The sequence below is a fragment of the Azoarcus sp. DN11 genome (assembly GCF_003628555.1).
GTDB lineage: Bacteria > Pseudomonadota > Gammaproteobacteria > Burkholderiales > Rhodocyclaceae > Aromatoleum.
In genome coordinates this window covers 2,490,467-2,503,513 of the sequence record NZ_CP021731.1, presented here as the reverse complement: position 1 = coordinate 2,503,513, position 13,047 = coordinate 2,490,467, and the positions used below count along the sequence as shown (strand labels likewise).

The window sequence follows — 13,047 nt, the reverse complement described above, 5'->3', positions numbered from 1 at the left end:
GTTTTCCCCTGCTCCGCTTTACGTTCGACAATGACCGGCTGCGGGGACGCTCGCCGGAACAAGGGGGATCCATGCACCACCATCTCAAACGCACCGCGATCGCGGTTGCGCTTCTTTCGGCACTCAATTTCCACGCCAACGCTGCCGAAGAGCCGGCAAGGCCCGGCAAAGCCGATCCAGGGCGCAAGGCGCTGGTGCAGCGCATCGAGACGCTCGAAAAGCGGTTGCTCGAAATGCAGCAACAAATGCTGGCCCAACAGGCACTGTTGGCCCAGGCCCTTCCAAAGGCTGAAACGCCTGCGGCCAACGCCTCCGTGGTGGCGCTGCGCTTGGAGGAGATGGAGTCGCGGCTCAGCAATGTGGAAACCAGCGCGGTGATGTCCGAGCCCAAAACCACGGTCAAGCAGGTCCAGGTCTACGTCGATGCCAACGGCAACGAATATGACCACCCCGCGGAAGGTGCCGTGCCGGCGATGACCTATCGGCGCGAACGGGTCTATCGCCGCCAGACGATTCGTGAAGAGATCGAGGACGCCTTGGCCGCCGACAAGAAGAGCGGCGTCGAATTGGGGGTTAGCAGTGTCACCACGGCGCAAATGGCGTATCAGACGAAGGGATCATCAGCCCAGGCTGGTCTGGGGCCGACTCAAGCGAGAAATCACGCCTACGGGGTTACCGCCGCAGACGTGACCTTCCGGGCCAAATCGGCGGCGCTGAATACCGAGTTTTTTGCAGATCTGGTTGGAATCGGCGGCGCCTCCCCGGACCAGGAAATCCCGTCGGCTCTCAACTTGGTTAACAACCAGACTGCCCGCCTCAGCAACAACCAGTTGAATGTGCGCGAAGCGTGGATCAGAACCGGGATGTTCGATCAAAAACTGGGCCTCACCGTCGGCCGCCTGGATTTGACGAGCATTTTTGACCGAAATGCCATTGCCAATGATGAAACGGAACGTTTCATCAACGGCGCCCTGGTCAACAACCCGGTCCTCGGCCTCACATCCAACGGCTTTGGATTGGCCGCCGTCTACGATCCCAAGGGCGACCTGAATTTCAAGCTGGGCGTCCAGCAGAGTAATGACCGTGCAACCAGCCTATCGACCTCCCTCTATTCTCTGGCAGAGGTGGAATATATCGCCCGGCCGTTCATGCTGCAGGAAGGCCATTACCGGGCGTGGGCAAGGAGCGACAACAGCAGCGGCACCAACCGCACCGGCTATGGCCTGAGCGCGGACCAGAAACTGACTGCCGCAGTCTCGCTGTTCGGGCGCTATGGCAGCGGCTATGTCGGCAGTCTCCCCACCGGCCCCGACACGATGAAGTTCTACAGCGGCGGCGTGGCCTTCCAGGCTCCCTATGCCTTCAACCCCCTCGACATGTGGGGTGTGGGCTACGCGCAAACCAAGCTGGGCGAAGGCGCCAAAGAAAAAGTCATGGAAGGGTTCTACAACCTGCGCATGACCGAGCACATGGCACTTTCCTTCCTCCTGCAATACGTCACCGAATCCAAGACGCAGGGCAGCTACCTGGTACCCGGGGCTCGACTGAAGGTCAGCTTCTGAAAGAATACAAGGAGATCATGAAATGCCGAAGCTGAACCTGAACAGCATCATCGCCGGCGCCATTGTCGCCCTCAGCGTCGCTATCCCGCAGTCTGCCAATGCTCAGATGAAACTGATGCCCGGTATGGCAATGTCCCATGCCTCGTCATCCGCCAAGACGATTGTTACCGACCCGACTTCCGTCGTCATGATCGTGAACCGTGATTCCAACGACATCGCCTTCATGGACATCAAGACCAGGAAAATCCTCGGCCACACTTTCCTCGGCAACAACGTGAATCCGCACATGGTGATGATGTCGCCCGACGGGCGCTATGTCGTCACCGGCGGCACCCGAGCCAACACGGCCTACGTCATCGATGCCCGCACCCTCGAACTGGTCAAAAAGATTCCGGTCGGAATTGCGCCGGAGCACTTCTCCTTTTCCCCGGACGGGCGCTACTACTACCAGGGCAATCCCGAGGGCGACTCGATCACCGTCATCGACATGGCTTCGCTCAGCGTGATCAAGACCATCGAAGGCTTGGCCGAACCGCTCAATATCACCTTCACCCACGATGGCTCGAAGGCTTACGTGGGCAATTACGGTGCGCATTGGGTGGGCGTGATCGATGTGACCCGACACCAGTTGCTCAAGAAAATCCAGATTGCCAGCGTGCCCGGAATTTCGCGCCTTGACCCCGGCAAGTACCTGAAGGACATCAAGGGTATCTCTATGCCCGCCATGAGCATCGACGGGCGCTACATTTATGCCGCCGACGGCGACCTGGGCGTGGTGGGAGTCATCGATACCCGCGAGGACAAGGTCGTCAAAGTCATCCGCGTCGGACAGAATCCCTGGCGCATCTACATGGGGCATGACGGCAAGTACGCCATCACGGTAAACAACGGCGACGAGACCATTTCCATCATCGATCTCCAGAAGAACGAAGTGGCCGCCACGCTGCCGGCCGGCCCGGACATGACCGGGGTGAACTTTGCAGCCGGCAAGGCTTTCGTCATCAGTTCGACGACAAGCTTTGTTTACGTGTACGACATGAACACCCTGAAGCCCGCCGGCCGCATCAAGATCGGTACGAATCTGCAACTGGAGACCGCCACCACCGACACGGCAGACCAGAAAATCTACCTGGCAGGATCGACCGATCACTCCGTCTACATCATCGACGGCAAGACGGAAGCCGTCGAGCGAATTCCGAACGTCGGCTTGTATCCCTGGGGAACGCACGTCATGGACAGCAAGGACAACTATTGTCATTGACTTGCCTGGCGATGGCCCGATCCGGTCATTTCCGCCAAGGCGGGAATGACCGGTCCGGGCTTGCCGGAATTCCCCCGGAGTCGAGACCAAAGTGAATCGCTTTGCCATTACCGTTGCCGGCCTGTGGTGTCTGGCAGTGTTGCCTGCCCAAGGCGCGGATCTGCGCGAGCGCATGCGAGCGGCCCAGGCCGGCGGCGTCAAGATTACCGAAGCACAGGCCAGCGACCTGACCCTGACCCTGACTGAAGCCTCAGTGCGCCCTATCCAGACCTGGATACGCACGGTCGGCACGGTCGATCCGGGTGGCAGAACCATATCGGCCCGGCTAAGCACATTGGAAGCCGACGGGCTCCAGGTGGGCCAGCGCACTCGCAGTTTCGCCGCCAATGCCCGAACGCAAATGCACCAGGGCAAAACCGTTAAAGTCCTGCGGCAAACCGGCGGCGTCCTTGTCCAGGCGACGCTGGCAGATCAGGGGCACTCCCCCGGGGCTCGCTACCTGATGGAGATCGTTGTCGAGCGCGGCCCCTATCTTTCGATTCCCAACGTTTCCATTATCGAGGACGGTGGCGAGCAAGTCGCCTATATCGAAATGCAGCCGGCCGGCAGCGGTCTGTATGCACCTCGATCGATTCGTACCGGACTGAAAGGGGAACTCTATACGGAAGTTCGGCATGGCCTTTTTGAACGCGACCGGGTGGTCTCGATCGGGAGTTTCTTCGTCGATGCCGAAGAGAAGCTGAAAGCGCCCGGACAGGACATGTGCTCGATCACACCTCCCAGCAATGAACATCACCATCATTGAAAATATCATCCGGCACCGGCTGCTCGTCCTGGCGAGTGTGCTCGCCGCCATCGTACTGAGCGCCTACGCCATTTTCACGGCGCCCCTGGACGCCATTCCAGACATTTCCGATCCGCAGATCGTCCTCTATGCAAAATGGCCGCGCAGTCCGCAGCTTCTGGAGGCCCAGGTCACCGAGCCGGTGATCAAGTCCCTGGCCGGGACGCCCGGCATCCAGTCGATCCGCAGCACCTCGCACATGGGGTTTTCGTTCATCTACGTCATCCTGAAGCGCGAATCACAACGCGCTCCCATCCAGAAAATCGTGGCCGACCGGCTGAACGCGATTCGCCCGCAATTGCCTGCCGATGCCACCGTGACGCTCGGTCCCAACGCCAGCAGCATGGGCTGGATCTATCAGTACGCACTGGTCAGTGCGGACGGCTTGCTCGACCTGCGTGACCTGCGCCTGCTGCATGAGCAACAGGTCAAGCCGGGGCTGCAAAGTGTACCGGGCGTCGCCGAAGTCGCCTCGGTGGGTGGCCTTGAAAAGCAGTACCAGCTCAAGCTCTTTCCGCCGCTCCTGGCCGAATCGGGCCTCTCCCTGAAGCAGATCGTGGCCACCTTCCAGAACGCCTTTCCAGAGGCGGGCGGGCGCACGCTGGAGGTGACCAACCGGGATTATCAGATTCGTGGCATCGTCACTTACCACAACATCGACCAGCTCGAACTGATGGTCGTCGGCCATCGCCCGAACGGCACCCCTGTGCATTTGAAAGATATCGGCTTCATTCAGGTGGGCTATGACCAGCGCCGCGGAGTCGCCGAACTCGACGGCAAGGGCGAAGTGGTGGGCGGCATTGTGGTGATGGAGCAGAAGCAGAATGTCCTGGAAATCACCCGTGCCCTTGACCAGAAGCTCACGGAACTCAAGGCTGGACTGCCGCCCGGTGTCGATCTCGTCACCACCTACGACCGCTCGGCGCTGATCTGGGACACGCTCGAACACTTCCTGTGCACGCTCGCTTACGAACTGGTCGTCGTGATCACGGTGATGGTCCTGTTCCTGCGCAATGCCCGCACTGCCGTGGCGCCGGTGGTCATCCTCCTGCTGGGCGTCGCCTTTACCGCCATCCCGCTGGCGGGCTTCCATCAGACCATCAACCTGTTCTCCCTGGCCGGCCTCTTCATTGCCATCGGCGAAATGGTGGACGCGACCATCGTCATTGTCGAGAACTGCACGGCCGAGCTGGCGGCACGTCGCCGCATGGCTGGTGTGGTCAGTGCGGAAGGACGACGGGCAATCATCGTTCAATCCATCGCCCACGTGGCTCGCCCCCTGCTGTTCTCGCTGCTCATCATCCTTGTGTCCTTCCTGCCCGTCTTCTTCCTGACCGAAAAGGAAGGCCGGTTGTTCGACCCGCTGGCCTACAGCAAGACCTTTGCCATGGCCTTTTCCACCTTGCTGACGATGTTCCTGCTCCCCATCCTCATCCAATGGATTTTGAGGAAAGACGCCCAGGTGGAACCCGGCCGCACGCCGGCCAATTCGGGATTGGTGCGTGGCTATCGCCGCGCGGTGACCCAAGCCATTCGATTCCGCTATGTTTTCCTCGGAGGCAGTCTGGCGGCGATTGCCGGGGCCATCCTCCTGCTCAGTCATTTCAGGACCGATTTCATGCCGCGCATGGACGAGGGGACGGTTCTTTACATGCCAACCACACTGCCCGGCGTCCCCGTCCGCGAAGCCGCATGGATCCTGCAGCAAATGGACAAGAAGCTGGCCGCTTTCCCGGAGGTCAAGCGGGTGTTCGGCAAGCTCGGGCGGGCCGATACCTCAACCGATCCAGCACCGGTGTCGATGATCGAGACCACCATCCTCCTTAAGCCCAAGGCCGAGTGGCGAGACGGCATGACCAAGGAAAAGCTGGTCGCCGAGATGGACGCCGCAATGAAGATCACCGGGTATGTAAACAGTTGGGTGCAGCCGATCAGCGCCCGTGTGGCAATGCAGGATACGGGCATTCAGACGGCCGTCGGCCTGAAGATCAAGGGCAACGACATTGCCACCCTGGAGACCCTCGGCCAGCAGATCGAGGAACTGCTGCGAACCCTCCCGGAAAGCCAATCGGTAATTGCCGAGCGCATCTCATCGGGTTATTTCATCGATACCCAGTTCGACCCGGTACGGCTGGCCCGGCTGGGCATCCGCACCGACGAAGCGATGCTGACGGCACGTTATGCCATCGGCGGGGACAATGTCGCTGCCTTCAAGGATCACAACAACCTGACTACTCCTCTGAGCATCCAGTACGCGCCCGAGTACATCGATACGCTTGAAAAGATCCGCAACACGCCGGTCGTGGCGTCGGGGCAGCGCTCGGTGGCGCTGAGCGAAATTGCCGAGGTGTCGGTACGTAAATTGCCGGAAATGCTGCGCAACGAAAATGGTGCCCTGACGAGTTATGTCTATGTCGATGTCGGCAATGCCAGTGCGGCGGACTACGTGGACAAGGCGCAAGCGCTGCTTGCCGAGAAGCTGGAACTGCCCGCGGGCTATGCAGTTGAATGGACCGGCGAGCACCAGAATGTCGCCCGTTCCCACGCGCAGCTCAAATGGATCGTGCCCGCCACGCTGGTGATCATGCTTGCCTTGCTGGTCATGGCCTTCCGCTCCCTGACCGATAGCCTGGTCATCATGCTGTCGGCGCCTTTCGCCTTTGTCGGCGCAGTGGCGCTGCAGTGGGCGCTGGGCTATTCGATGACGACTGCCGTCATCATCGGCTACATCGCCTTGTTCGCGGTAGCCATCCAGACCGGCATCATCATGATCGTGTTCATCCGCTGGGCACTGGCGAGAAGAGGCGAAGGCGCAAGCTACATGGAGGCGGTTGTCGAGGGCTCCGTCGCCCGCCTGCGCCCCAAGCTGATGACTGTCGCCTGTGCCACGTTGTCGTTGCTGCCGATCATGTTCCTTAATGGACCCGGCATCGAGATCATGAAACCCATCGCTACGCCGACCATCGGCGGGATGGTCAGTTCCTCGATCTATGTCCTGTTCCTGATTCCCTGTCTGTTTGCAATTGGACAGGACATCAACGCCTTTCGGCAGAGGCTCTCCCTCGCTCTGTTAAATAGGTGACTACCGGCCGACCGCCGCCATCCCCAAACCATGCGAATTGGATGACTCGGACAGTGCTGCCATAACGTGCAAGCTTGCCGTCCACCGTGAGCAGAATTACTGGCTCACTCATCGACTGGGCTACCAGCAGGCGGTCGAAGTAGATTCAGATCGCACAACGCCGCCACGGTGACCCTCGGCTCACCCAAGCTCAAGGCTGAACACACGACGGGATCGAGCATCCATGCTGCGATCACCGTGATCACACAGGGGGCGGATTCGATGTGAACTATGCGGCCTCTGCTATGCTCCAGCTCCGCGACGGCGAAACCCTCTACGAACTCCTGATCCGGCTTGATGCCGCCATCGACCGCGCATTGCGCGACGGCGAATTCATCGACGAGATCAACGCATCGGACTGAGGGCTGCGCAAGACGGTCAGCTCCGGACTTACCCTGCGCCTGCAGGCGCCCGACACGCTTCGCGACGCCGAAAACACCCGCCTCCTGCAGGTGCTCGTCGACCAGCTCGCGCACGCCCCCTGCGCCGGCAGCTACCTCCCTTCGTCCTCCAATCAGGCGCTCGGCGCCGTGCTCCGGTTCCTCGACACCCACCCCGACGACAACCGCACGATGGCCGAGCTTGCGTGGCTCGCCAACACCACCGAACGCACGCTGTTGCGCCGCGCCCAGCGCGATCTCGGCATGCCCCTGTCGGAATGGCGCCAGCGCCTGCGCATCCTCAAGGCGATGCCGCTCCTCGCCGCCGGGCGCACGGTCGAAGCCGTCGCGCTCGAACTCGGCTACGCCAGCGCCTCGGCCTTCATCACGATGTTCCGCCGCCTGATGCAGCAGACGCCGGCGGAGTTCCGCAAGGCACGAGGGTAAGAGCCGCCACATGCCTGTTGCGGTGATGCGGCGGGCAGCGATGCCGACAAAGGAGGCATTCGACGAGGCCGTCAAATCCGCGGGCGGAAAACCCGAAGGGACATCCCGCCACCCAATATCATCGATCCCACGAAGTCGGGCATGGCTGTCGACACCCATCTGTCGTAAGCTCCTAGCGGCGAGGTGACAGAGGATGTTCCCCAATGCGCTGATCCGCGTCTGGTCTCGTTGCCGACGGACAGGTGGCCGGCGTTCGCGCTACAAGCGGACCCGATCCAATCCGGTTTTCCGAACCATAAAATGCCCATCCAGCATGACAGTGTCATTCAACGCACCGAATTATCACTAACATGGCGCTGAATGTACGGCGTTGCACGCAGACCTCCCACTCACACTGTTGCCGGCGACCAATGTGACGGAGCCTGACGTCACCAAGGGAAACAGAAGCCGCACCTGCAGCCCCGGTTTGGCGTCATCAAGATGCAAGGTGGCGCCGTGCGCCTGTGCGATGGCCGCCACGATGGAGAGACCCAGGCCGTGTCCCGGACGGGCGCCGTCCAGCCGGTAGAAGCGCTGCAGGACCCGCGTGCGTTCCTCGAGCGGGATGCCGGGACCGTTGTCCTGGACAATGAGGGCCACACCGTCGCGTCGCTGGAAGATGTGAATGAGCACGAGGGCGTTTTCTCCGGCGTATTTGAAGGCGTTGTCGAGCAGGTTGCCGAGTGCGCATGCGATAAGATCACGGTCACCGAGAATGTGCGACGCTTCCTCGACCGAGCTAATGAGCCGGATGCCAAGCGCCTCCGCGGCGGCGTCGTAGAGCTCGACCACATCGGTGACCAGTTCGCGCAGATCAACCGGCTCGAAGGGCTGGCGGCGCGTGCCGGATTCCGCCTCCGCGATCTGCAGCAGTTTTTCCAATACGACGATGAGGCCATCGACCTCGTCGATAACATAATTGGCCTCCCGCGCCAACATGACACTGTCGGCCGGCGTGCGCAGGGCCTTCTCCAAATGGCCCCGTATGCGGCCCAGTGGTGTGCGCAGGTTGTGTGCGATGACGTTGGAGACGTGGCGCACGCCGTCCATCAACTGCTGGATGCGGTCCAGCATATGGTTCAGTTCGTTGCTGAGGCGGGTGAATTCATCGCCGCCCTCGCTCACCGGGATGCGCTGGTGGAGGTTGCCCGCTTCGATGGCGTGGGCCGTGTGCCGGATGGTGGAGATACGTCGCTCGATAAGGCGGCGAAGCAACAACGTACCACCGATGGCAAGAACGAGTGCTGCGGCCCCACCAATGGCCAGTGCGCGTGAAATAAGGCGCTCGATATCGACCAAATCCTGCATGTCGCGTCCGACGATCAGCAATGAGCCATCGGGCAGGCGGTGTAGCAGCAGATGGGCCGAGGATATACGATGGTCGCGGGTCACGTCATGTTCAATGACCCGGTCCAGCGGCACAGTGGCATCAGCCCAGGCTGCGATGTTGCCTGCCAATTTCGCGCCAGTGGGGGTGGTGAGCAGATAGATCTCGGTGTCCGAGTCCACTCCGTCCGTGAGTGCCGACTGAATCTTCAGCACCAGCGCGGCTAGGCCACGCGTCTCGAAATCCTGATTCAGATGCGACGAGATCGACCGGATTTTGTTGTCCGCTCCCCGCGACAGTACACCAATGGTGCCAACATAGAAGACTGACGACAGCAAAACCACCGCCAGCACTAATAAGATGCCGGCCGTCGAGGCCAGACGGAACGCGACGGAGTGCCACAGTCTAACCATCGACACTCAACCGGTAACCGACGCCGCGCACCGTATGCAGCAATGGCGGGGCGAAATCCTTGTCGATCTTGTTGCGCAGGCGGTTGATCTGCACATCAATCACGTTGGTTTGCGGATCGAAGCGATAGTCCCAGACCGACTCCAGCAGCATGGTGCGGGTAACGACCTGGCCCTGGTGGCGCACCAGGTACTCCAACAGGCGGAACTCCTTGGGTTGCAGCAGCACCGGCCTGCCGGCACGTTCGACGCGCCGTGTCGTCAAGTCGAGCCGGAGGTCGGCAATGCACAGTTCTCGCACCTCCTCCTGCCTGCCGGCGCGGCGCATCAGTACTTCGATGCGGGCGAGGACCTCCGGCAACGCGAATGGTTTGGTCAGGTAGTCATCGCCGCCGCCGCGCAGGCCACGTACCCGTTCATCCAGCGTTGCGAGTGCACTCAGGACCATCACCGGAGTATCGTCACCGGCCGCGCGCAGAGCACGCAGGATGGAAAGCCCGTCAACGTCGTGCGGCAGCATGCGGTCGAGGATGATAGCGTCCCAGCGCCCTGCTCCGGCCAGGCGTTCCCCCTCGTCGGCGTCGGCACTCCAGGTGACCGTATAGCCTGCTTCCCTGAGACCGTCGCAGAGATAGCCGATCGTGTCCGGCTCGTCCTCGATGACGAGGATACGACCGCCGATAGCAAACCCATTGTTTTTTGGGGTATCCATTTTGCCTCGCTGTCTCGGGGTATAGGTTGCGCCTTATCGTCATTCGCTCCAGATAATGCATCGTAACCATCTTTCACGCCCGGCCGGTCTAGTCCTTTGGCTTATTGGCTCGACAGGCGCGTGTCTGAGGCCAACTTGTCGCCCTCGGCTGGCTTGCGGTTCCACCAACCGCCCCCGAGGGCTTGGAAGAGTGCCGCGGTATCGCCGTAACGAGCTGCCTGCGCTTGGACCAAGGTGATTGCCGCCAACTGATAGCTTTGTTCGGCATTCAGCAGGGCCAGGTAATTCACATAGCCCAGTTCCTGTTGTTTACGGATCAGATCCAGCGTGATCTGAGCTGCCCGTTCGGACTCCACGGCGGCTTTCAGCGCGTCGGCGTCGACGTGGAGGGCATGCAAGGTGTCGGCCACATTCTGGAACGCGGTCAGTACGGTGCCGCGGTACTGTGCTTTCGCCTGGGCCAACGCTTCTTCCGCAGCCAGTTGGCGATGCCGCAGAGTGCCGCCATCGAAGAGCGTCTGCGTCACGTTGCCGACGATGCTGAAGAACTTGCCTGAGTCCATGAACATATCGCCGAAGCGCGCCGCATTGCCGCCTGCGATGGCATTGATCGAGAACTGGGGCAGCCGTGCTGCGAGCGCGACACCCACCTGGGCGCTCGCCGAGTGCAGCTGTTCCTCCGCTGCACGGATATCGGGGCGCTGTACAACGAGGTCGGACGGCAGGCTCAGGGGGAGCTCAGTGGGCAAATGCAGCGCCGCCAGGGTGAAGGTTTCCGCCACTTCCTCGCTCGGTAGCTTGCCGGCGAGTGCCCGAATCAGATCCCGCGTCTGCGCCAACTGCTTCTGGAGCGGTGGCAGCAACTGCCTTGCCTGTGCGAGGGCCGCCTCCTGGGCTGCCACGTCAAGACGCATGGCGTAGCCCAGGCGGAACTGTTGCTGCAGGATGTCCAGCGATTGGGTATTGGTCGCGATGATGTGATTCACGGCCGCAATTTGCTCGCGCAGAGAGGCTTCCTGAATGGCCGCCGCCGCCACGTTGCTGGCCAGGGTGAGATAGGTGGCCTCGAGTTGCAAGCGTTGCGCTTGCCGTTGCGCCTCCAAGGACTCGACCTGGCGACGGTTCCCGCCAAACACGTCCGGCACATAGCCCACGGTCAGTTGGGCGCTGTGCCAGTTGTAGATCACCGGCGTGCTAGCCGGTGGCACCGTATCGGTCTGTCCAGTGGCAATCACCGAGCCGTCCCCCTGCAGGCCCGGCGAGTTACCGCCAGTATTGCCCGACAGCTTGATGCGTGAAGGCGAATAGTTCGCCTGCACGGTGGGATAGAAAAAGCCCTGCTGTGCATAGACATTCTCCTGCGCCTGCCGCAGCGCCGCTTGTGCGGCCTCAATGGTGGGGTTGGCCTTGAACGCCTGCCGGATGAGCGTGTCCAGTTGGGGCGATTGGAAGAGACGCCACCACTCGGCCGGGATGTCTCGGCCGAACACAAAGTGCTGGGCGTCGCCGCCGGCCACGGGCGCCGCAGTCGTCGTCACCGGCAGCGGAGCGGGCGCATAGTCTGTCGCCTGAGTAACCGTCTTTGGAGTCAAGCAGAATGGAAGTCGGCAGCCCAAGGCGTGTTGGTCTTGACCATGGCGTTGAGAGTGGTCAGGAGCTTGCGCATGCAGGCGACCAGGGCGACCTTGGGCAGCTTTCCGGCGGCGATGAGCCGCTGGTAAAAGGCCTTGATGGTGGGGTTGTGGGTGGCGGCGGTGAGCGTGGCCATGTAGAGGACGCGGCGGATCTCGAAGCGCCCGCCCTGCACGCGGCGTCGGCCGCGGCTGGTGCCCGAGTCGTTGGCCATTGGCGCCACCCCGACGAGTGCGGCGATCTGGCGGCGGTTGAGCCGGCCCAGCTCGGGCAGCTCGGCAATCAGGGTGGCGCTGGCCACGGGGCCGATGCCGCTCGCGGAGCGCAACAGCTTGTCGAGCGCGGCGTAGTGCTCGCGCACGTGGCCGACCATCTGCGCTTCAACCTCGTCGAGCTGCTTGCGGATGGCCTCGATCATGGCCTCGATACTCGGGCGCACCACGGGGATCGCGAGTTGCAGGCGCTGGCGCTCGGACAGCAGCATGGTCAGCAGCTGGCGGCGGCGGGTGACCACCGCAGCCAAGGCCTGCTGCTGAGCGTCGGCGAGCGGGCGGATGAGGCTGGCCAGATCCTCGCGGCGCACCAGCACCGCGGCGAACTCGGCCAGTATGCGCGCGTCGATCGCGTCGGTCTTGGCGAGGCGCCCCATCGACTTGGCGAAGTGGCGCGCCTGGCGCGGATTGACCACCGCCACGGCGAGGCCCGCCGCCTGCAGCGCGCAGGCGAGGGTCGCCTCGTAGCCGCCGGTGGCCTCCATCACCACCAGCGCCACCCCTTGCGGCTGCAAGGCTGCCGCCAGCGCCGAGTGGCCCTCGGCATCGTTATCGAACTGCTGAGCATCAAACTTGGCGCCCATCACCGCGACATCGACATGCGCCTTGGCGACGTCGATGCCCACCACCACTGAGGTCACAGACATGATCTTCGGATCCCTTCCTTGTGCATGCGCGCTCGGTCGAACCGGGGCGCGTAACCGTTCGGGCTTCAGGAAGACCAGCACGGCGGCCGTGCGCTCTGCACTCAGTCACGGGCTCGGACACCCCAGGCGCGCTCAAACTGCACGGTCCGGTCTGGCCGCCTCAGCGGCAACCAGACTCTACCGTACTGGTCTGGCTTAAACATACAAGGTGCAGCCGGGCGCTGGAAGTCCGGACCGACGGCACAACCTGTGGCCAAGAGCGTGGCCAGTAGCGCTGCCACGGCAGTACCACACTGGCACCGTACGGCAGGGAAATGAGGAAAAATCACAATGGCAGTCCTGCGAGGAAATCGGCGGACGGGACTCCTCTCCGCGTACGCGAACGGGGTCGCC

9 protein-coding genes are annotated in these 13,047 nt (G+C 62.0%); 5 read left to right on the top strand and 4 right to left on the bottom strand.

The genetic code is table 11. The annotated features are described in order from the left end of the window. Positions 1 to 71: 71 nt before the first annotated feature. The 5 genes from CDA09_RS11430 to CDA09_RS11405 all read left to right on the top strand — a co-directional run bounded on the left by CDA09_RS11430 (position 72) and on the right by CDA09_RS11405 (position 7,615). Positions 72 to 1,562, top strand: a complete 1,491-nt coding sequence (locus CDA09_RS11430) for a hypothetical protein (RefSeq protein WP_121428736.1) — start codon at positions 72 to 74, stop codon at positions 1,560 to 1,562. 22 nt (positions 1,563 to 1,584) lie between these two features. Next, entirely contained in the window at positions 1,585 to 2,823 is a 1,239-nt protein-coding gene (locus tag CDA09_RS11425) for a YVTN family beta-propeller repeat protein (protein ID WP_121428735.1), read from the top strand. A 91-nt stretch (positions 2,824 to 2,914) separates the two neighbouring features. Continuing rightward, the gene (locus CDA09_RS11420; RefSeq protein WP_121428734.1) at positions 2,915 to 3,628 is read left to right on the top strand and encodes an efflux RND transporter periplasmic adaptor subunit; all 714 of its coding nucleotides are present in this window, start codon (positions 2,915 to 2,917) and stop codon (positions 3,626 to 3,628) included. Next, positions 3,609 to 6,749, top strand: coding sequence for an efflux RND transporter permease subunit (locus tag CDA09_RS11415; RefSeq protein ID WP_121428733.1), 3,141 nt, complete (start codon positions 3,609 to 3,611; stop codon positions 6,747 to 6,749). Before CDA09_RS11420 ends, CDA09_RS11415 begins: the two co-directional genes overlap by 20 nt. 491 nt (positions 6,750 to 7,240) lie before the next feature. Continuing rightward, positions 7,241 to 7,615, top strand: coding sequence for a helix-turn-helix domain-containing protein (locus tag CDA09_RS11405; protein ID WP_286164086.1), 375 nt, complete (start codon positions 7,241 to 7,243; stop codon positions 7,613 to 7,615). Between the two features lie 345 nt (positions 7,616 to 7,960). Here CDA09_RS11405 and CDA09_RS11400 read toward each other — a convergent pair whose 3' ends face one another. From CDA09_RS11400 to CDA09_RS11385, 4 genes are all read right to left on the bottom strand, one after another. Next, a complete protein-coding gene (locus CDA09_RS11400) occupies positions 7,961 to 9,394 on the bottom strand; it encodes a sensor histidine kinase (RefSeq protein ID WP_121428732.1) in 1,434 nt (477 codons plus the stop codon). Next, positions 9,387 to 10,103 (bottom strand): response regulator transcription factor, encoded by a 717-nt coding sequence (locus tag CDA09_RS11395; protein ID WP_121428731.1) that lies wholly within the window; start codon positions 10,101 to 10,103, stop codon positions 9,387 to 9,389. The genes CDA09_RS11400 and CDA09_RS11395 overlap by 8 nt, the downstream gene beginning before the upstream one ends. A gap of 101 nt (positions 10,104 to 10,204) precedes the next feature. Then, complete coding sequence (locus tag CDA09_RS11390) at positions 10,205 to 11,620, bottom strand: efflux transporter outer membrane subunit (RefSeq protein ID WP_217351242.1); 1,416 nt, start codon at positions 11,618 to 11,620, stop codon at positions 10,205 to 10,207. A 71-nt stretch (positions 11,621 to 11,691) separates the two neighbouring features. Further along, entirely contained in the window at positions 11,692 to 12,654 is a 963-nt protein-coding gene (locus tag CDA09_RS11385; protein WP_502697064.1) for an IS110 family RNA-guided transposase, read from the bottom strand. Between the last annotated feature and the right edge of the window lie 393 nt (positions 12,655 to 13,047).

Coding starts and splice junctions, on each gene's coding strand:
- CDA09_RS11395 (WP_121428731.1), bottom strand. CDS start 10,103: ATGGATACCCCAAAAAACAATGGGTTTGCTATCGGCGGTCGTATCCTC.
- CDA09_RS11430 (WP_121428736.1), top strand. CDS start 72: ATGCACCACCATCTCAAACGCACCGCGATCGCGGTTGCGCTTCTTTCG.
- CDA09_RS11385 (WP_502697064.1), bottom strand. CDS start 12,654: ATGTCTGTGACCTCAGTGGTGGTGGGCATCGACGTCGCCAAGGCGCAT.
- CDA09_RS11415 (WP_121428733.1), top strand. CDS start 3,609: ATGAACATCACCATCATTGAAAATATCATCCGGCACCGGCTGCTCGTC.
- CDA09_RS11425 (WP_121428735.1), top strand. CDS start 1,585: ATGCCGAAGCTGAACCTGAACAGCATCATCGCCGGCGCCATTGTCGCC.
- CDA09_RS11400 (WP_121428732.1), bottom strand. CDS start 9,394: ATGGTTAGACTGTGGCACTCCGTCGCGTTCCGTCTGGCCTCGACGGCC.